The organism is Bifidobacterium sp. M0404 (assembly GCF_016101415.1).
GTDB lineage: Bacteria > Actinomycetota > Actinomycetes > Actinomycetales > Bifidobacteriaceae > Bombiscardovia > Bombiscardovia polysaccharolytica.
Map to the genome: position 1 here is coordinate 195,875 of NZ_JACFQP010000002.1, position 19,508 is coordinate 215,382.

The following is a 19,508-nucleotide window of genomic DNA, read 5'->3' on the forward strand; positions in this document are numbered from 1 at the left end:
TATGCGGTCCACGACTTCCAAGGCGCAGCCTGCCGATCAGCCTGGTCGTCCCCGTCGGCCTTGGCGCTCCCTCTTGGCCCTTCTGGTCGGCAAGGCGGTACGCCTCGTTTCGCGGCTGTCCCATCATGGCGGTTCGGCTTTGCCTGGCAAGGTGGTGGAGCGGATCGACCCCGGCTTCCTGGCCAGAACCCTGTCGGGGTTGCCTCGTGGTGTGGTTCTGGTCTCGGGGACCAATGGCAAGACCACCACCACCCGGATGGTGGCCTCCATGCTGGAATCCCTGGGCCTCAAGGTCTTCACCAATCCGACCGGATCCAACTTCACCCGCGGCGTTGTTTCGGCCTTGGTCTCTACATTGGGGCTCTCCGGCCATCTGCATGCCGACATCGCCGTCTTGGAGCTGGATGAGGCCTATGCGGTCCACTTTGTACGGCAGGTCAAGCCCCGTTACGCCCTTCTGCTCAATGTCATGCGCGACCAGCTGGACCGGTTTGGGGAAATCGACACTACAGCCCGGCTGCTGGGTCAGGTGGCCCAGGCCACCACGGGCACGGTGGTCCTCAACCGTGAGGATCCGCGCATTGCCAGCCTGGCCGCCCAGACACCGGCGCAGACCGGTGTGGCCTACTTCGGCTTGTCAGACGATCTGCTGAACTATTTCCCCACGGATGACGACATGCATGCCTCGGACCGGGGTGCTGACGGTGATGGTGCTGACGGTGATGGTGCAGGCAGCGCTCCCCCTCCGATCCGCCATGGTCACCGGCTGCCAGCCGAGGTGACCCTGGAACGGGTCATGGACCACAGGGCTGCCTTCCGCCTAGACGGTCGGATCCTGGAGACCAATCTGCGTTTGGAGGGCGTCTACAACCTCTACAATGCGGCCGCTGCCCTGGCGCTGGTGAGAGTCGTTCTGGAAGACAGGGAGCCTGATGATGCAGCGCTCATGGATGCCCTGTCCAAGGTGACGCCCGCCTTCGGCCGCGGAGAGGTCATCACCTACCAGGGCGCGCCGGTTGAGCTGGTCCTGGTCAAGAACCCCATGGGCTTCCGCCTGGCCCTGTCCTCCTTCGACCCTGCCGGACAGGACACCATGATCGCCATCCGCGACGAGTATGCGGACGGACGTGACATGAGCTGGCTCTGGGATGTGGACTTCACCTCGCTCAGGGATACCGGCGTGGCTATGGTTTCCGGCACCCGGGCCTATGACATGGCCCTGCGCCTGGCTTATGACCAGGTGCCCACCGAGGCGATCGAGACCGACCTGGATCGGGCGCTGGCAGCCTTCCTGGAGGTGCATCCAGGCCGACCCAAGCGAATCTACTGCACTTACACGTCTATGCTCCGGCTCCGGTCCGCCCTCGGCAGGATCACGAGCGTGGACGATGCCGGGGTGGGCGCATGAGCGAGCGAACCAGAAGGAGCGCAGGAATGCCGCAGACTCAGGATAAGGCCAAGGTCGAGGCCGTGGGAGACCATCCGCCGCTGCAAATCCTCTCCCTCTACCACCGTGACATGAACATCTATGGGGATTCGGGCAACATACTCAGCGTGACCCGCAGGGCTGAGCTGTATGGGTTCCGCCCCATGGTCCGCTATTACGATCCCGGCGATGCCTGGCCGGAGCGGATCGATATGATTTTGGGCGGCGGCGGTCAGGACCATGGCCAGGAACGGATCATCGACGACCTGCGGAAGCGGGGTGGACTTCTGCACGATCTGGCCGACCAGGATGTGCCCATGCTGATGATCTGTGGGCTCTATCAGCTCTTCGGCCATTATTTTGAGACCTCCGACCATGAGCGCCTGGAGGGGGTCGGCATCCTTGACGTGCATACCATTGCCAAGCCCGAGCGGATGATCGGCAACCTGGTGGCGCAGGCAGAGGACTTCGGCAGGGTGGTCGGCTACGAGAACCACTCGGGCCTGACCTACCTGGGGGAGGGGGCCCAGCCCCTGGGCATGGTGACCGAGGATGGCCGCGGCAACAATGGCAAGGACCACACCGAGGGGGCCCGATGGAAGAAGGTCATCGGCACCTACATGCACGGGTCGCTGCTGCCGAAGAATCCGGCCATCACAGACTTTCTTATCAAGGGTGCAGCCGAAAGGCGGTACGGCCAGGGCACCTTCGCCCAGATGAAGAAGGCCATGGACCAGAGGAGCCGGAGCGAACTGGAGCGTCTGGACTCCCTGGCAGATCAGGCCAGCCGCATCGCTGCCTCCAGGCCCAGATGAGGAGGGGCCTGCGGTTGCGTCTGCGGGTCCGGCACAGATTTTGATGAGTGGTCGGAGGGCAATAACAGGGGAAAGACGTTGCGGTCCCTCCTGCTACGGTGTCGAGTGGGATCAGTCGGGGATATCCAGCTAGACTATAAAGAGAGACGGCCGCTCGTCTCTTGGCGGTCAAAAGAGCCCGGTACTTCAAGGGCGTATGAATGCTGGGAGGCATATCATGTCGGATTTGCATATCGGTGACGGATTGCACAAGGTGCTTCTGGCTGGCATCGGAGCCTTGGCCACAGGCGTGGAGAAGGGCCAGGAGGTCATTGACAACCTGGTCAAGAAGGGTGAGCTGACAGTCGAGCAGGGGAAGATTCTTAATACTGAGTTAAAGCGGAACAGGAAGAACCCTCCCGCTCCTGCACCTGCACCGGCTGCGTCGGCCCCGGCTGCTGGCGCGCCCAGGCCTGCGACTCATGTTGCTCCTGATCCCCGTCGTCCTGACCATGAGCCCCTGGCGCCAATGCCGAATCGTCGGTCTGGGTCCATCCCCATCACCTCCAATGATCCCATTGCGGGTCAGCAGGGCTGAAGGCGGTTAATTACTGTTAGCGTCGGTCGTCTGCGCCGGAATGCCTGCCGCTGGTCGGCCATGCGGATAAAGGACGCAGGTGAGTGGTGAGTATGGATGCCATGAACGGACATGATGCTCCAGTGCAGACCATTGGCCTCTTCGGGGTCGGCACCGGAGAGCGGCAGGGGGCAGCAGGAAGGATTCGTCATAGGCGTGGCAGGGCCCGTCGGCTGGCTGAGATGATCCGCATTGCCAACCAATTCGACATCATTCACGGTCTGACCCCGGTCACCATGCGCCGATTGTTCGAGGCGCTCGGGCCCACTTTCGTCAAGGTGGGCCAGATTCTCTCCATGCGTTCGGAAATCCTGCCGGAGGCCTTCTGCCGTGAGCTCTCCAAGCTGCGCGCCGATGCGGATCCCATTCCGTATTCCGTGGTGACCAGCACCCTGGCCGCCGAGTACGGCCGTCCGCTCGACCAGATCTTCTCCTCCATAGACCCTGTTCCCTTGGGGTCAGCTTCCCTGGCGCAGGTGCATCGGGCCCGCCTGGTCAGCGGTGAGGACGTGGCCGTCAAGGTTCAGCGCCCAGGGATTCAAGAGACCATGGCCCAGGACATCGACATACTGCGCAGCATGGTCAAGTGGGCCTCCCGGTTCGTCCGCAGCACCCAGGTGATCGACATCCGCGGGGTGGTCGAGGAGCTCTGGGAGACCTTCCAGTCCGAGGTCGACTTCCAGCAGGAGGCCGCCAATCTGGCGGAGTTCAAAGATTTCTGCGACGCTTACGCCTACATCGACTGCCCGAAGCCCTATCCCGAACTGTGCACCAGACATGTGGTGGTGATGGAGTACATCGACGGGATATCCCTCTCACGGCCCGCCCAGCTGGTGGCCCAGGGCTATGACCTGAAGGAGATCGGCATCAAGCTGGTCGACAACTATGCCACCCAGATCATGGACCGGGGTTTCTTCCACGCCGATCCGCACCCCGGCAACATCATCATTCGCGATGGCTGCATAGTGCTGATAGACCTTGGGATGGTCGGCCGCCTGGATAAGGTGACCAAATCGGCTTTGAAGGACATGATTTTTGCAGTAGGCCGCGAGGATTCACCAGCGCTGGCCCAGGGGCTGCTCCGCTTCGCCGGTACGGAAGAGGCCAGGGCCGAGGACTACCCTTATCTTCTGGCCGACCTGGATGCGGTCGTCCAGCGGTTCGGCAAGCTGGATCTGGCCGATCTGGACATCGCCGAATACGTCAATGCCGTTATGAAGCTGGCCGCCCGGCATGGCATCAAGGTCCCGGGGTCGGTCACCATGGTGGCGCGGTGCCTGGTCACCCTTGAAGGACTCTTGGACGAGTTCCTGCCTGAGGCCAACATCGTACAGATCATCACCGATCATGTCGCCTATAGCCAAGGCACGGGATCCATCCTCAAGGAGGAGACCCGGAAACTGGGCATCCAGGGCGATCTGGCTCTGCATGGGCTTTTGGGCGCCCTGGCTGAGTCCCAGACCGCAGCCAAGATGCTGACCCGGGGCCAGCTACGCGCCAATGTGCAGCTGGTGGGTTCCGAGGAACCCCTGCAGCAGCTGTCTGACATGGTCAACAGGCTGACCATGGCCCTGATTGTCGTCGGCCTCTATGTAGGCTCTTCAATCGTCTACTTCGCCCGCATCAAGCCGGTGGTCTTCGGTATCCCGGTGGTCAGCATGCTGGGATACGTGGTGGCCTTCATTCTTTCGGTCTGGATAGTCCTGGACATCCTGATCAAGCACCGGGCCCTCAAGCGCCGGCGACGCAACGGCGAAGCCTAGGCTGAGAGCCCCTTCATCCTATTTGGGTATAGATACTGTCTGATGCTGAATCAGCCGGCGAAGTCCTCCACGGTTTCAGGGTCCTCATGGTCCATGAAGGCGGATTTGCCGGTGTCCATGGCCCGCAGTCGGTCCATCTCCTGGTCAGTGAGCTGGAAGTCCCAGATGTCGAGGTTCTCGCGCATGCGCTCGCGGTGGGTGGTCTTGGGGATGACGATGACCCCGTCCTGAACCAGGAAGCGCAGGGCTACCTGGGCTGCGGTACGGCCGTGCGCTTGTCCGATCTCGGTCAGGGTCTGGTTGGTGAACATCCCTTGGCGTCCCTCGGCGAAGGGTCCCCAGGATTCGATCCGGGTGCCGTACTTATCCATGTAGGTGCGTTCCTGGGGGCGCTGGTGGAAGACGTGGGTCTCCAGCTGGTTGACAGCCGGGACGATTCTGTTGAACTTGACCAGGTCCACATAGCGGTCGGCATAGAAGTTCGAGACGCCGATGGCCCGCAGGACCCCCTGGTCATAGAGGTCCTCAAGGGCGTGCCAGGCTGCGTAGTAGTCGTTGAAGGGCTGGTGGAGGAGGACGAGGTCCAGGTGGTCAGTACCCAGCTTCTTCAAGGACTCCTCGACCGAAGCCTTGGTCTTGTCGTACCCGTAGTTGGTAATCCAGACCTTGGTGGTCAGGAAGACCTGGTCGCGGTCGAGGCCACTCTGGGCCAGGGCATCTCCGACGGCTTGCTCGTTTCCATAGGCCTGGGCCGTGTCGATGGCCCGGTACCCGGTCTCCAGGGCATCCAGGACTGAGCGGCGGCATTCGTCCAGGTCGGCGATTTGGTAGACGCCGAAGCCCTCCATGGGCATGAGGACGCCGTTGTTGAGTTTGACGGACGGGATGGAGGTAGATGAATCATTCTGCATGGTATCGTGCTTCTTTCTTGGCAGATTGCTCGACGGAGTTGGTTAAAGGCGGGGCATGCCTCTCTGATCTGCATGTTCAAGGATAAGGCTTTGAAGCAGCTTGAAGTCAAGCCGGCAAAGCGCGTCCAGCCTCCTGCGATGCTAGCGTGGATAATGAAGTACTGATGGCTGGAGGCGATGATGGGGTCCAAAGCACGATTGGCCGGCAAGGTCGCGCTGGGTCTGGGATTCGGGATTTTGGGAGGTTGGTGCTGGGCTCTGGCCCCCGGTCTTTCGGTGGTTGCGGGCCGGAGAAAGCCTGCGGGCCTGTCGCTGCATCCATATGCTCATAGGGGTCTGCACGATGCTGGCTCGGGTATGGAGACGACCAATCCCAACACTGGACAGACAGCTTACCTGCATCGTATCCATGACTGTCTGAAGGTTGAATCCGATCGTCCCTCAGGCAGGCACGCCTCGGCCCAAGCCAAGTTCCCTCGGGTAGTGGCGCCTGAAAATTCTCTGGCTGCCTTCGAGGCGGCCTGCAGGGCCGGCTACGGGATTGAGCTGGATGTTCATCTCAGCCGGGACGGCCAGGTGGTGGTCATCCACGATGGAGACCTGCAGCGGATGGCTGGCGTCAACCGGGTAGTGGCGGACCTGACCTATGAGCAGCTGCAGAGGATTCCCCTGTGCCCAAGCCCTGCCCAGGCTCTTGAGTCCGGGGAAGGAATTCCTGGCTCTGCCGACCACGATGGCGGTCCCGAAACGGAGGGCGGGGACGGGGGCCTCAACGATCCCGAGGCGCAGCATGTGCCTCTTCTGTCCGAGGTGCTCGCTCTGGTGGATGGCCGGGTACCCTTGGTTGTCGAAATCAAGATGGATCGGGGCTTGGATCGGGAGCTTATGCGTCGGACCGATGCCCTCCTGTCCAGGTACCAAGGCCCCTATGTGATAGAGTCCTTCAACGTCCTGGCCCTTGCCTGGTATCGGGCTCACCACCCAGGCGTCACCAGAGGGCAACTGGTCGCCCCCTACCACGGCCGGGTGGACTCCTGCTCATCGGCTCTGCGCTGGATGGCCGGATCCCTCCTCTTCAACTGGCTGGGGCGGCCGGACTTCGTGGCCTGCGAGTGGCACAGCGGGCACTCACTGCCCATGCGCCTGTACCGGTTCCTGGGTGGAACGCCCATCGCCTGGACCGTCCGCTCCGAGCGTGCACAAGAGGAGGCCAGTGCGGACTTCGACGGGATCATCTTCGAGTCGTATCTGCCCGAGAGCTGAACCAGCTATACAGCCCGGAGGCTGCAGCGGCCAGGCCTATCGCCCAGAGTGCCATGGTCAGGAAGTAGCCGTAGGGGAGAGGCACAACGCTCATGTCTATCTGGCCGGACAACTGGTGGAAGATGACGGCAAGCACCCCCGCCATGGCCAGGGCTGAAAGAAGGATGGCCGAAAGGGCATCGATTACTGACTCCCAAATCGAGGAGCAGACCAAGGTTCCACGTGAAACACCGGCGGCCTGCATTCTACGATTCTCCTGGCGACGCTCATTGACCGCGATGGCGCATGCCTGGATCAGAAATATGGCCGTCAGAACGATGGACCCGTTCGCTATCTGGGGTATGGCCCGCTGCACCTCCTGTGACCTTTGGATGTTGGAACGAATGTACTCCTTCTTGGTGCAGGCCTTGATGCCCTTCCTGTCCCATGAAGCATTGAGTTGACTGATCAGATTGCCTGTCCGAACTCCTGGGGCGGTCCTGGCCAGGGTGGTCGATCCACTGTTGTCGGGCGCCAGTTGCGACAGGTCTGCATCCGTCATCAGGTATTCGCCCGTCTGCCCCGTCGGGGTCATATCGACTACGGCGGTGATGGTCAGCGTATGGCCTTTGTCGTACCTGTCGATCAGAGTCAGCTTGCGACCAATAGGGTTTTTCTCCTGGGTGCGGCCACTTGCAATAACGGCGATCTTGCCCGGCCCCAGGTCAGCAGCGGAGCCCTTGATGAAGATTGGGCTAATTGTATTGACGCTCTTGCCTGCTTTGTTGACGTGCATAGCCATGACGGAAGGTTCGTCATTGCCGCCATTATCTTCCTTGTCCGCAGTTGTCCAGGATCCCTCGCTATAGGTGACTGCGGATTCGATGTCTGCAATGGACCGAAGTCGGCGATCCAGGTCTCTTGGATCATTGGTCTCTGCGTTGATCATGGTTTCGGCAGCGATCGGCTTATACCGGCTTATGGCTTCTTGTGCCCAGCCGGATCGTCCCAGGGCTATAAATCCGGTTACGATGACCAGCATCAGTATGATCGGCACTGCTACGGCGGTGGAGCTCCGGTTTTCCTTCCGCGCCCTTTGCCGCGCCAGGAGACCGGCGCCTCGGAAGGCCAGTTGGAAGGGGATGCCGATCAGGTTGGCACAGGCCGGAACCAGGACAGGGGCCAGGGCGCCGATGATGACGAGCAGACAGCCGGTCGAGGCCATGATCTGGATTTCAATGTCCATGCCCTTGAAGCGATGATAGACCATGGCCAGTCCTCCAGCCAGGCCGGCCAGGGCGATTATCAGGCGAAGAGGACCGATTGACTTGGTCTCTGACCGATTTCCCGAGTCCTGCAGGGCCTCGATGGGAGAGATCGCGGTAATCCTCCTGGCAGCGAACCAGGTTCCCAAGAGGCCTGCCAGGAGTATCCCTACGAAAGTGAAGAAAATTCCCGTGGGGTGGGGATGCGCGGTCATTTCCAGCGCTTCAAAGCCTGAGTTGATTAGGGACTTGGCGAATGCGGGCACCAGCAGGCATCCCGCCAAACTGCCCAGGAGGGCGGCCAAACCTACCGGAATCATGAATTCCAGTAGGGAGATGAATCTCACGGTCCTGGGAGAGGCGCCTGAAAGCCGCATCATGGCATACTCGCGACGACGGCGCTCGATCAGGAACCCAACAGAAGTGATGACGAGGAAGATGGAGACGAACCCGCATATGCAGGCGTACATTATGGATATCAGTGAAGCGCCGTCTTGTAATAACAGGGTCATAGCGCGGTCGTAGGAATTCATTGCGCGAGTATCTGGCATCCCGTCGCCCTTCCGAGCGGCAACGGCTACCTGGGCCCAGGCGCTGGTAAGGACCGAAGCGGCCATGACCGCCAAGACCATGACCGTGTAGGAGGACCGATGCTCATGCAGAAAGGATCGTACCAGGGAGGCCAGGCCAGGAGTGCGTGCCTTGGTTCGAACTGCGGTTTGCGAGCCGCCCCCGCCCATCGGTCCTGAGGCCCCGGTTCCTGTGATTGATCCACCCAGGGAAAGGGACTTGCCCTCCATGGTGTGCTCCTTTCTCGCCTTTGAATGCTGCTGTTCTTATTGCAACACCGGGTGAAGGCCCACTCAGGGTGTTTTCAGGGTCAGACCAGGGGGGAGAACCAGGGTGGCGATCAGCGATTAGGCACTCTCGTGCGAGAGGTGGGCAAGAGGACAGAGGGCGAGAGGGTGGAAGTCGAGGGATAGACGGTTGGGAGAATAGAGGTTGGAAGGATTACAGACATGATGACTGGTTCGCTAAGCTCCATGGCGTTGCAGAGCCGGCAGTTTCTATAGCGACGACTTCATAGCGAACCTATCCTCGCTGACGGGGTAGGGGAGGGAAGCCTAGTCCATTTTGCACAGCATCTGCCGGGGCGGCCATCGAACACCGTTGAAAAAGGACCCGAATCGTGCAGGATTCGGGTCCTTGTCAGGTATGGGGTTCGTGCCCTGTCAGTTCTTTGGATCAGTCGATGACGCCGTAAAGGCGGTCGCCGGCATCGCCCAGGCCAGGCACGATGTAGGCGTGCTCGTTCAGCTTCTGATCGACTGCGCAGACCACCACCTTGAGGTTGATGGAGGGATCCATCTCCTCCTTGAGGCGGTTCAGGCCCTCGGGAGCGGCCAGAATGTTGATGGAAGTCACGTCCTTGGCGCCGCGCTCGGCAAGGTATTTGGTGGCGGCGATCAGGGTGCCGCCGGTGGCCAGCATGGGATCCAGCAGGAAGCACTGACGTCCGGAGAGGTCCTCTGGCAGACGGTTGGCGTAGGTGATGATGTCCAGAGTGTTCTCGTCGCGCTTGAGACCGAGGAATCCGACCTCGGCGGTGGGCAGCAGCCGGGTCATGCCGTCAAGCATGCCCAGTCCGGCGCGCAGGATGGGAACCACCATGGGGCGGGGGGAGCAGAGCTTCTTGCCCACCATGGGTGCGACCGGGGTCTCGATGGGGTGGTCCTCGATGTCCAGATTGCGGGTGGCCTCGTAGGCCTCAAGCATGACCAGTTCGCTGATCAGCTCGCGGAAGGTGTTGGAAGGGGTGTTTTTGTCCCGCAGTACGGTCAGCTTATGTTCGATCAGCGGGTGTTCCAGTACGTGAAGTTCCATACCTCTCAGCGTAGCTCAGCGGGTCGGCTTCTGGTAGCGACCGGCAAGCCATGCTGCCTTCGATTTGGGAGTGGAAATGAAAACGCCGAACCATGCAAGCGCCTGTCGGCGCAAACGCCGCTCGCAGCGGCAACAAACGGAGCCCGGGGCTTAGACATGGTCCGACGCAGTCCCCATTGTAGGGCATGCCGGGGTCTGATCTGTGCTCACGACGCGCTTACGCTTCCGGCTTGAAAGGATGGCGGATTCTACTCCAGCCGTCCCCGCCGCCAGAGTGATGCGCCCCTCATGAAGTCACGTGCCGTCTGATTGAGGGAGTTGACGGTGCGCTGTGCTGCGTCGACCTCCTTGGCTTCCTGACCGTCCAGCTGCCGGCTCTGGGCATCCCGGATGGTGGTCTTGATTCCGCGGGCGATCACGTCGCAGAAGGCTCCGGCGCGTTCCAGGGCTATGGCGAAGTCGCCCGTGAAAGCTCCGGAGAGGATGGAGTCGGCGGTTCGGATGATGTCGTCGGCCTCCGGGGCCTGGTCCACGCCGGCGATTGCTGATGCAGCGGTGTCGGTAGGTTCGCCCAGCCTCCAGAGACGACTGATTCCATCAGCGTCCCGACGCATCCAGCTGCGAAGCATGTAGAGGCGCCAAAGAATGCCGGGCAGAGAGTCGGGGTCGCTGTCACTCCAGAGCTCGGCCACGACATCCACACCCTCACGGTCTACCAGGGTCAGAACCCGTTTTACGATGGCCGGGTCGGCACTGTGGTGGACCCGGTCCAGCAGGGAGGCTGCTGATACATGGCTCATCTCGCTGATCTGCTGCGGATCCATGCCTCCGGAGAGCTGGTCAGCGATGGCTGGATCCAGCTGGCCAGGGCGTGAGGGCCTGGATGCTCCGGTGCCGGAGGCCACGAATCCCGTGCGGGAGGAGCGGATTGAGGATGAGCCGATTCTGGAGTTGCTGTCAGTAGACAATGGGAGTCACCTTCTGTATGTCGATGATGGTCGGATGATTGGGGTCGCCGGTCAGACTGAGGACGACAGCGTTGCCGGTGGGCATGAAGGGGGAGTCGTCTGGCAGCCGTTTGGACAGCGATCCGCTGGAGCATAGCCCGCGCAGCTTCTCGAAGACTCCTCCCAGGACAGGTCGATGCATGCAGATCATGATGGTTCTGTTACCTTTCAGCAGGTCGGCCATCTGCCCGTCCAGCCAGTTGTGGGCCTGGTCTGGGTGTCGGTGATAGGAGGACTCCGTCAGGCAGGCCACCATCTCTATGGGCAGGCCTACTTCGTCGGCGTAGGGACGCAGTGTCTGCACACAGCGGATCCAGGGGGAGGACAGGAGACGGTCGGGAGCAAAGCAGGCCAGCTCCCGAGCCAGGGCGTAGCAGGTGCCGGCGCCCCTGGGGGTCAGAGGACGATTCGCATCCTTGCCCGTCCATTCCTTTCGTGCCACTGCCTTGCCGTGGCGGACGATGATCAACTGACGAGCCCGGATGCCACCCTGCTCCACCCGATCCACGAAGGCGTCCAATATGGTTCTGTCGCTGGGGTGGGTCAATAGTTTGCGGGCTTCAGAGGCTCCGACCCATCGTATCTGGTCGACTTCCCTGGAATCAGGCAGGTGGATGGGACCCAGCAGCGCGCTCTGACCGGCGGCGTGTTCCGAGTCGGTCGGCGTGGCCATCCAGTAGCAGATATGTTTGAGTCTGCCGCCCTTGCCGCCCCGGCGGCGGCCCTCGTTGTTCAACGGATATTCGGCATCCCCCAGGTATGGCCCCAGCCGGACAAGACAGCCTGTCTCCTCGCCGACCTCGCGCACAGCCGCCCGCATGTGGGTCTCACGATTCTCCAGCTTGCCCTTTGGCCAGCTCCAGTCGTCGTACTTGGGACGATGGACCAGGCAAAGCTCCAGCTCATCAAGGTCGGATCGGGGGCTGCTTCCTGGGGCTGCTCGGCCGTCGTCGCTAAATTTCATCCATCCCTGGAAGGTTGTGCGCCACCGGTAGAGGATGGCTCCGGCTGCCTCGACCGTCCTGCTCATGGCCGGATGCCATCCCGATCGTCCGCCTCTGCGGCGGGCCTGCCGGCTTGGAGGCGTATCATCATCGCCTGGCCCTGGGGGTTCGGGAGTGACGGTCGATCAGGTACTCCTGCGAGTCGACCAGAGGCCGGCCCTGATCATCCCGGCTATGGCGCACGTAAGTGCCGTCAGGCTGCATGTGCCAGGAGCTGGTGGTGTCGGCCATCTGCAGATCCACGTAGTCGATCAGACCCTGTACCTGCTCGGGTGCGGTGATGCGAACCAACGCTTCCACACGGCGGTCCAAATTGCGGTGCATCAGGTCAGCAGAGCCTATCCAGACTTCTGGTCCGGCCAAGGGACCCTCGCCGATCTGGGGGCCCTGAGAGTTGGCGAAGGCGAAGATGCGGCTGTGCTCCAGGAACCGTCCCAGGATGGAGTGGACTCGGATATTCTCGCTCAGCCCGGGCACGCCTGGCTTCAGGGCACAGATGCCACGCTCCACGATGTCTATGCGAACTCCGGCCTGGCTGGCCCGGTAGAGAGCGTCGATGATCTTTTCATCCACCAAGGAGTTGACCTTGATTCGTATCCACGCGGGCTTACCGTTCAAGGCGGTCTCTTCCTCGCGGGCGATCCGTTGCAGAAGCCCGGAGCGGACCGTGCGTGGGGCTACCAGCAGGCGGTGGAAGGAGGACTTGGGCGCATAGCCTGACAGCTGATTGAAGAGCCTGGTCAGGTCTTGTCCCACTACTGGATCGCAGGTGAGCAGACCCAGGTCGGTATACTGGCGGGCGGTCTTGGGGTTGTAGTTGCCGGTGCCCACGTGGCAGTAACGACGTAGGCCGTCCTGCTCCTGACGAACCACCAGAGAGAGTTTGCAGTGGGTTTTCAGGCCCACGATTCCGTAGACCACATGGACGCCGGCCCGTTCCAGCTGGCGAGCCCAGGCGATGTTGGCCTCCTCATCAAACCGGGCCTTGATCTCGACCAGGGCCAGGACCTGCTTGCCAGCGTGCGCGGCATCCACCAGGGCATTGATGATGGGCGAGTTGCCTGAGGTCCGGTAGAGGGTCTGCTTGATGGCCAGCACTCGCGGATCGGCCGCCGCTTGCTCCAGAAAGGCCTGAACCGAGGTGGAGAAGGAGTCATAGGGGTGGTGGAGGAGGATGTCATGCTCGCGGATGGCGGCGAAGATGTCCTGGGCCTGGCTGGATTCCACTTCGGCGATCTGCCGGTTGGTGGTGGGAATGAAGGGGCGGAACTTGAGGTCGGCCCGGTCGATGGACTGCAGCTCGAACAGGACCGTCCAGTCCAGGGGAGCAGGCAGCCGATAGACTTCTTCCTGGTTGACTCGCAGCTTGCTGGCCAGCAGCTGGGAGAGGAAGGGAGAGGCGGAGTCGGAAATCTCCAGGCGGATGGGCGGTCCGAACCTTCGCTGCAGAAGCTCCTTCTCCATGGCGTTGAGCAGGTTCTCTGCGTCATCCTCCTCGACGTCAATATCCTCATTGCGGGTGACGCGGAAGGAGCGGGCCTCCTTGATGATCATGCCGGGGAAGAGGTATTCCAGGTGGGCGATGATCAGATTCTCCATGGTGATGAACCCGTAGCGCTCCTCCTTGCCCTCTTCGTCAGTCAGATCGTCCACAGGAATCAGACGTGAGAGATTGTCGGGAATCTTAACGCGGGCGAAGTGGGTCTTGCCCGAGGTGGGGTTCTCCACCAGGACCGCCAGGTTCAGTGAGTTGCCTGAGATATAGGGGAAGGGATGGGCTGGGTCGACGGCCAGCGGGGTCAGGACCGGGAAGACCTGGTTCCGGAAGAAGTTGGTGAGCCGTTCCTGTTCCTGGCTGCTCAGTTGTGTCCAGCTCAGCAGGATGATGCTTTCGGCGGCCAGATCCGGCAGGATGTGGTCGATTACATAGTGGGCATGTTCATCCTGAAGCTTGTGGGCCTGCTCGGAGATGGCTCTCAGCTGCTGACGGGGGCTCATTCCGCTGGCAGCCGTTACAGCGATGCCGGTGTCTACGCGACGCTTCAGACCCGCCACGCGGACCATGAAGAACTCATCGAGATTGCTGGCGAAGATGGCGGCGAAGTTGGCGCGCTCCAGCAGGGGCACGCTCTCATCCTCGGCCAGCTCAAGTACGCGTTTGTTGAACTTGAGCCAGCTCAGTTCCCGGTCGAAATAGCGGTCCTCAGGCAAGGGCGAGACCGGGTGATCCGAGTGCTTGGATACATGCCGTGCCTGGCCATCGGTCTCGGCAATATGCTCCGCAATCTGGCTCCGTAGCAAGGCCTTGGAGGGTGCGTCAAATTTCTGAACCATACCATAGCACTCTATTCGCAGGTGCCGTCCTCTGCAATCATTGATAAAGCTTGTGGATAAATAGGAACGGCCCCCCGCAGGAGGCCGTTCCCACAAGGTCGGTCCAGATGGAATCTCTGCACAACATCATCGTTGCAACGGTCAAGTCTTATACACCCGTCCAACGTATCGGTCCTAGTGGCCATACACTTTGTGGGCTTCCGTGCTCTTGAACCGTCCTTGTATAAGCTATTATGCCAGTTTTGAGGCCGATGGCAAGCCTGTCCATCGGCTGGGGCGGGGGAAAGCTGCCGACTTGGTCTTTTGTGCGATTGCGTGCATTGAGGCAGGCCAAATACACCAGGTTTGGAGGAATCTGTTGCTTCCGTGTGATCATCTGTGGCATTTCATGGGCTTGGGCTCAAAAACACTGCAATTTCAGGCGTGTCGCGGTCTTGATGCATTTATACACAAAGAGGGCGAAGCGGTGTGGAGACATGGGGTCATTCGACCACATCAGCTCCGGGGACTGGTGCTGATGCCAGAGGGGGGATGTACTGGTAGCCATGACTGGAATGAGCATAGGCAGACGGCCGAAAGTTATAAAAGACTGCATGAAAGGGTGGGAGGCTGAAAGGACTCTGCACTCCTTTAAATCGGTCGAGTTGTCCTCGGAGCACCAACCAGGCAGGGGGGCGGGCGAGGATACCGGCATCGGGCGGAGCGACCCGGAAGTCAAATATGGGTCCACTGTGGCCGGATTGGTCTTTCTTTCCGCCTCAGGAGGCATTGGGCTGACAACCATGACAGCTTTGATGGCCAAGCAGCTTCGGGACACGGTCCTGTCATGCGCTCTGGTGGATCTGGACCTGGACGGCGGAGGGATGGATGTCCTGGTCGGCATCGAGGGGGCGCCTGGCATGCGGCTGGGACGAATCCGAGCTCCCCTGGGCCGGGTGGATCCTCAGGCCCTCCGTGAAGAGCTGCCGGTCTGGGATGGCATCCCGCTGCTCAGCAACGATCCTTGGAGTGCTCCGTCACAGGGTTGGTGGGACGTGGATGCAGCTGTCTACGCAATGGCTGGATTTGCTGATCTCCTGGTGATCGATGCCGGTCGGGGCCGTGGTCTGGGTAATCTGCGCTCGCTGAAGGGTCTGCCTTCGTTGTTGATGGTGGATATGACCGTGCTGGGCCTTGCACGGGCGAAGGCACTGCTCCATGCTCTGAACAGCCGCAGAGGTGCGGGCGACCAAGCTCAAGACGGTCCATTGATTTCGTGTAGGCCCCCCATGGCTCTGATTGGTATGATGCCCACTCAGCACCGGGTCAGTCATGGCGTCGACCCGGGGCAGGCGGAAGAGTTTCTGGGCCGATCGGTGGACGTGGTTCTCAATCCGCAACCGAAACTGTCTGCATCCGTCTTGGATGGACGTGGTCTGGAACGGGTGCCGCGTGCTTACGCTCGGGCTCTTCATCCCCTGGTGGAGCGGATTGCAGGAATGATCGTCGGCGAAAGAAGGGAAGAGCGGGTCTCTTCTCGCGAACTGACTCGGTCTAAGGCTGTCCAATGATCGAGAGAAGTGGGGAAAGCATCGAAGGTTCATTCCCTGATGATGATTTCGCCCAGCCGCCCACTTTCGGGTACTTGGATGAGTTGGTGAGCGATCCTGCTGTGACTGACATCGCAGTGACCGGACAGGGCGATGTCTGGATCGACCGAGGTGCGGGCATGGAGGAGGTTCTGCTTCGGCCTGGGTTTGCAGGCCCTCGGGCAGTAAGGGACTTTGCTGTGCAGTTATGCGCTCAGCTGGGACGTCGCCTGGATGATGCTCGGCCCATGGCCGATGCCTCCAGCAGGGAGGGGATCAGGGTTCACGCCGTGCTGGCCCCGCTCGTTCCCGAAGGCGCTGCCATTTCCATCAGACTGCCCAACAGAAACCCGCCCGGTCTGGAAAAGCTGGTTGCTGGCGGGCTGTGTCCCGTCAGTTGGCTCTTTATCCTTCGGGCGCTAGTGGTCAATCGGGCGACCATTCTGGTGACTGGTGGCACGGGTGCCGGCAAGACCACACTTCTACGGGCCCTGCTGGGCATGTGTCCACAGGAGCAGCGGCTGGTTGTCGTAGAGGAAGTCCGTGAGCTGGGCCGTATTGCCGGTCATAGGAACTTGGTTTCCCTGGCTGCCAGAGAATCCAACATTGAAGGGGCAGGGGGTGTGGGGCTAGTCGATTTGGTTAAGGCCACACTGCGCATGCGGCCCGATCGGATCATTCTGGGTGAATGCCGGGGAGAGGAGATAGCGGATCTGCTGCGAGCTTTCAATTCTGGTCATCGGGGTGGCATGGCCACTCTGCATGCCGACAATGTAGAACGCGTTCCTGCCAGGTTGGCGGCCTTGGGGTTGCTGGCGGGGCTGGAGCCGAGGGCCTTGGCGGCTCTAGCTCAAGGGGCATTTGACGTTGTTATCCACCTGGAACGAACCGGTGGTCATAGACATATCGCTCAGATTGGCCGACTGACGACGACCGTTGACGGTCGGCTTTTGGGGGAGGCTGTCTGTACCTGGCCGGGCCGAGGTGCAGCTACATATGGAACAGCCTGGTCGAAATTTGCCAGGCGGTGGGGCATTGTGACCAGCGCCTCGGCGAACGCTGCGTAGTTGAGGTGGATTATGAATGGCGAGACTGCAGCTTGGTTGGCTGCGATGATAACGTCTGTTGCCTGTTTGGCCCTGCTTCCGCATAGAGGCGACGTGGCCGCAAGGCTCAAGGCCATGTCAGTCAAGCCCTCTGCACAGTCGGATCGGCCCGGCCTGGCGGTGCTGATCACTTCCCTGCTTGCCTTTGTCGACAATGGAGGCGGTCTGATAGAGGCTTTCGAGGAGGCATCCGGGCGGCGGTTCGCCACCCAAGAGGTCACGCGGGAACGTGTCATGGCCATGTTGGAGAACCGATGCCTGCCTCAGGAACGGGGGCCGACTCTGACAATTATGGCCCAGGCTCTGATGGCCTGTTATGGGCTCAGCGCCATCATGGGTTGCCGGGCTTCTGATGGACTGCGGACCGTGGCGGTTATGCAGAGGCGGCGGGCGGCGCTGGATGAGGCCCGGGAAAAAGCCTTTGCTGTGCCCAGGGCCACGATCCGGCTCCTGTCGATCTTGCCGGTGTTGACAATCATCATGGGAGAGTTCATGGGTGCGCGACCGTTGACCTTCCTATGTCGCCCGGGCCCGGGAACCATATGTCTGATTCTTGGAGCGGCCTTCTATGTTGTTGGTCTGGTTTGGATACATCAGCTGATGAACGAGCTGGGCAGGGAGGATCTATGGATTTGAAACCGCTGATTGCCGCTGTGTCGACCATACTGGCCCTTCTCCTCATGGAATTCGACGGCTTTGGTGAGCGATTAGCCGATGAGCAGGTATCAACTCCGCCTCTGAGCCTGGTATTAGCCTTGCTGGGGGTCGCTGTTCGTCAGGGGGCTTCTCTGCCCAGAGCTCTGGGGGTTATTGGCGGGCTGTTGCCAGGCCCTTACGGGCTTCGGATGGTTCAAGTGGCTCACCTGCTCGAACGCGGTAACGGATGGAATCTGTCCTGGTCGGGGGCGATCGGCGATTCTGATTACGGGCAGTCCATGCAGGTCCTGGCTGACTGTTTGGAGCCGTCCTGGCGTTTGGGATCATCGCCTCTGACGCGTATCGAGACAACCATCCGTCAACTGGATCACCATGCCCGCAGCGCGCTGGCCCAGACCACGGCGACGATCACGGTCAGGCTGCTGGTGCCGACCGGGCTGTGTATCCTGCCGGCCTTCGTGCTGATCGGAGTCATCCCTTGCATTGCGGCCTTTGCGGGTGGGATGTCCTGAGGGTGTGGAGTTCTTGTGGGCACAGTTGTCCACAGGTTGCCGATGCAGGTCCACTCTCGTCCACATGTATCTGACAAGGCGGCAGAGACGTGCTGGAACGGGCACAGTGAAAGGTATCGGATGCCGATTCTTTGAGGAATGGCTATTCGCCGGGGTGGGGAAGACAAGGAAAGACAAAGGTGAGAACGATGACATATCCACAAGAGGTTGCAACGGTCTTCCATCTACAGACAAGGCAGGCAGGAGGCCAATTGGTGTCGGCTACGACATGGTCTGCTGCAAGTGCCGGATCACAATGGTTGCAAAGAATAAGGCAACGTTCCAGCCGGTTCATGACGGCTTTGTACGTCCGCATCAGCCAGGCTATGGATTCTGGTGTGCGTGCCCTGCATGCGCGGCTGAGCGTGGTTCTGGCTAGGCCTGAATCCGGGGCCATCACTGCTGAATACGCCGTGATCATGGTGGCGGCCGCCACGCTGGCCGGTGTATTGCTGGCAATTGTCAAATCCCCTTCCACACGCACTTTGCTGATGGGGCTGGTGAAGAAGGCGCTCAGTGCCGTCGGCTGAAAGACGGTATGGACGGAGACGAGGGTGGCGATCCGATAATGGCACGGTAACGGCCGAGTTCGCCATCGTTCTTCCTGCTGTCATGGTCCTGGCTCTCATACTGCTAACGCTGACCCAGACGATCAGGATTGGCATGGTCTGTCAGGATGCGGCGAACGCGGTTGCCAGAGACCTGATCGTCACTCGCGGCAAGAGCGATTCCCAAGAGCTGGTGCACCGGATGGCTGGGCCGCATGCCCAGGTTAGGCTGAGCCCATCAGCCGGACAGACGGCAGTCAGGGTGTCATGCCCAGTGGTTGCCGGTCCAATGGGCGTGCTGCCTGCACAGGTCCATGGCACTGCCGTGGCCATCTTGGAGGAATGAGTCATGCCCGGACATGCCAGAAAGACGCGCCTGAAGCGTTCCGGTTCTTGGATAAGGGGTTCGGATCCGGGTTCCGGCACGGTTCTGGGCATCATGCTGATGACTCTGGTCGGCCTGGGTCTGGTTCTGGCGGCGCTTCTGGGCAATCTCATGATCTGCCGGACGCGTGCACGTACCGGTGCCGATGTTTCGGCTCTTGCTGCAGCTTCTGCCCTGGACGAAGGACAGGCTCAGCCATGTAATCTGGCCTCCCGGGTCGCCCGTCTCAACCGTGGCGTCCTGACGGATTGTCAGGTGGATGGAGGTGATGTGAGGGTCTCGGTAGGCGTAGACACCGGAGTCCCGATGATGCCCCGTTTGGTCCAGTCTGCCCGAGCAGGCCCCGAGCCCTGTGGATGAGGGAAGGAAGCGGGGCGAAAGCCTTAGGAAGGTAAGCGAGCGTGTCTAAAGAAATGGATAGCCTTG

Annotated in this window: 17 protein-coding genes and 1 pseudogene; 12 read left to right on the forward strand and 6 right to left on the reverse strand. The window is 60.9% G+C overall.

Annotated elements, in window-relative coordinates; genetic code table 11:
- Window position 1: 1 nt before the first annotated feature.
- The 4 genes and pseudogenes from H3T93_RS04900 to H3T93_RS04915 all read left to right on the forward strand — a co-directional run bounded on the left by H3T93_RS04900 (window position 2) and on the right by H3T93_RS04915 (window position 4,620).
- A complete protein-coding gene (locus H3T93_RS04900; RefSeq protein WP_144177794.1) occupies window positions 2–1,408 on the forward strand; it encodes a Mur ligase family protein in 1,407 nt (468 codons plus the stop codon).
- Window positions 1,409–1,434: 26 nt separating this feature from the next.
- Entirely contained in the window at window positions 1,435–2,241 is an 807-nt protein-coding gene (locus H3T93_RS04905; RefSeq protein ID WP_144177793.1) for a type 1 glutamine amidotransferase, read from the forward strand.
- A gap of 217 nt (window positions 2,242–2,458) precedes the next feature.
- Window positions 2,459–2,623: pseudogene (locus tag H3T93_RS09320) on the forward strand (phasin family protein); the annotation flags it as partial.
- Between the two features lie 287 nt (window positions 2,624–2,910).
- Window positions 2,911–4,620: an ABC1 kinase family protein gene (locus tag H3T93_RS04915; RefSeq protein ID WP_144177990.1), complete on the forward strand. Its 1,710-nt coding sequence runs from the start codon at window positions 2,911–2,913 to the stop codon at window positions 4,618–4,620.
- 50 nt (window positions 4,621–4,670) lie between these two features.
- Here H3T93_RS04915 and H3T93_RS04920 read toward each other — a convergent pair whose 3' ends face one another.
- Window positions 4,671–5,531: an aldo/keto reductase gene (locus tag H3T93_RS04920; RefSeq protein ID WP_144177792.1), complete on the reverse strand. Its 861-nt coding sequence runs from the start codon at window positions 5,529–5,531 to the stop codon at window positions 4,671–4,673.
- Between the two features lie 177 nt (window positions 5,532–5,708).
- On the opposite strand from H3T93_RS04920, the gene H3T93_RS04925 reads away from it, so the two are divergent.
- Window positions 5,709–6,794: a glycerophosphodiester phosphodiesterase family protein gene (locus H3T93_RS04925; RefSeq protein ID WP_144177791.1), complete on the forward strand. Its 1,086-nt coding sequence runs from the start codon at window positions 5,709–5,711 to the stop codon at window positions 6,792–6,794.
- Here H3T93_RS04925 and H3T93_RS04930 read toward each other — a convergent pair.
- The 5 genes from H3T93_RS04930 to H3T93_RS04950 all read right to left on the reverse strand — a co-directional run bounded on the left by H3T93_RS04930 (window position 6,763) and on the right by H3T93_RS04950 (window position 14,267).
- Entirely contained in the window at window positions 6,763–8,838 is a 2,076-nt protein-coding gene (locus H3T93_RS04930) for an ABC transporter permease (RefSeq protein WP_144177789.1), read from the reverse strand. The two genes, H3T93_RS04925 and H3T93_RS04930, sit on opposite strands and share 32 nt — an antisense overlap.
- A gap of 445 nt (window positions 8,839–9,283) precedes the next feature.
- Entirely contained in the window at window positions 9,284–9,922 is a 639-nt protein-coding gene (gene upp / locus H3T93_RS04935; protein WP_015022561.1) for a uracil phosphoribosyltransferase, read from the reverse strand.
- 248 nt (window positions 9,923–10,170) lie between these two features.
- Entirely contained in the window at window positions 10,171–10,866 is a 696-nt protein-coding gene (locus H3T93_RS04940) for a thymidine phosphorylase (RefSeq protein WP_181415198.1), read from the reverse strand.
- A gap of 13 nt (window positions 10,867–10,879) precedes the next feature.
- The gene (locus H3T93_RS04945; protein ID WP_144177785.1) at window positions 10,880–11,959 is read right to left on the reverse strand and encodes an NUDIX hydrolase; all 1,080 of its coding nucleotides are present in this window, start codon (window positions 11,957–11,959) and stop codon (window positions 10,880–10,882) included.
- Window positions 11,960–12,020: 61 nt separating this feature from the next.
- Window positions 12,021–14,267, reverse strand: coding sequence for an RNA degradosome polyphosphate kinase (locus tag H3T93_RS04950; protein WP_110425893.1), 2,247 nt, complete (start codon window positions 14,265–14,267; stop codon window positions 12,021–12,023).
- Between the two features lie 593 nt (window positions 14,268–14,860).
- Here H3T93_RS04950 and H3T93_RS04955 point away from each other — a divergent pair.
- From H3T93_RS04955 to H3T93_RS04985, 7 genes are all read left to right on the forward strand, one after another.
- The gene (locus tag H3T93_RS04955) at window positions 14,861–15,817 is read left to right on the forward strand and encodes a hypothetical protein (protein ID WP_144177782.1); all 957 of its coding nucleotides are present in this window, start codon (window positions 14,861–14,863) and stop codon (window positions 15,815–15,817) included.
- The gene (locus H3T93_RS04960; RefSeq protein WP_144177780.1) at window positions 15,814–16,902 is read left to right on the forward strand and encodes a CpaF family protein; all 1,089 of its coding nucleotides are present in this window, start codon (window positions 15,814–15,816) and stop codon (window positions 16,900–16,902) included. Before H3T93_RS04955 ends, H3T93_RS04960 begins: the two co-directional genes overlap by 4 nt.
- A gap of 45 nt (window positions 16,903–16,947) precedes the next feature.
- Window positions 16,948–17,577, forward strand: a complete 630-nt coding sequence (locus H3T93_RS04965) for a pilus assembly protein (RefSeq protein ID WP_144177778.1) — start codon at window positions 16,948–16,950, stop codon at window positions 17,575–17,577.
- On the forward strand, window positions 17,568–18,110 hold the full coding sequence (locus H3T93_RS04970) for a pilus assembly protein (RefSeq protein ID WP_144177777.1): 543 nt from the start codon (window positions 17,568–17,570) through the stop codon (window positions 18,108–18,110). The genes H3T93_RS04965 and H3T93_RS04970 overlap by 10 nt, the downstream gene beginning before the upstream one ends.
- Window positions 18,111–18,442: 332 nt before the next feature.
- A complete protein-coding gene (locus tag H3T93_RS04975; RefSeq protein ID WP_046323466.1) occupies window positions 18,443–18,679 on the forward strand; it encodes a DUF4244 domain-containing protein in 237 nt (78 codons plus the stop codon).
- The gene (locus H3T93_RS04980; RefSeq protein ID WP_222102063.1) at window positions 18,666–19,043 is read left to right on the forward strand and encodes a TadE family type IV pilus minor pilin; all 378 of its coding nucleotides are present in this window, start codon (window positions 18,666–18,668) and stop codon (window positions 19,041–19,043) included. Before H3T93_RS04975 ends, H3T93_RS04980 begins: the two co-directional genes overlap by 14 nt.
- A gap of 3 nt (window positions 19,044–19,046) precedes the next feature.
- Window positions 19,047–19,442 (forward strand): Rv3654c family TadE-like protein, encoded by a 396-nt coding sequence (locus tag H3T93_RS04985; RefSeq protein WP_110425887.1) that lies wholly within the window; start codon window positions 19,047–19,049, stop codon window positions 19,440–19,442.
- Window positions 19,443–19,508: the final 66 nt, after the last annotated feature.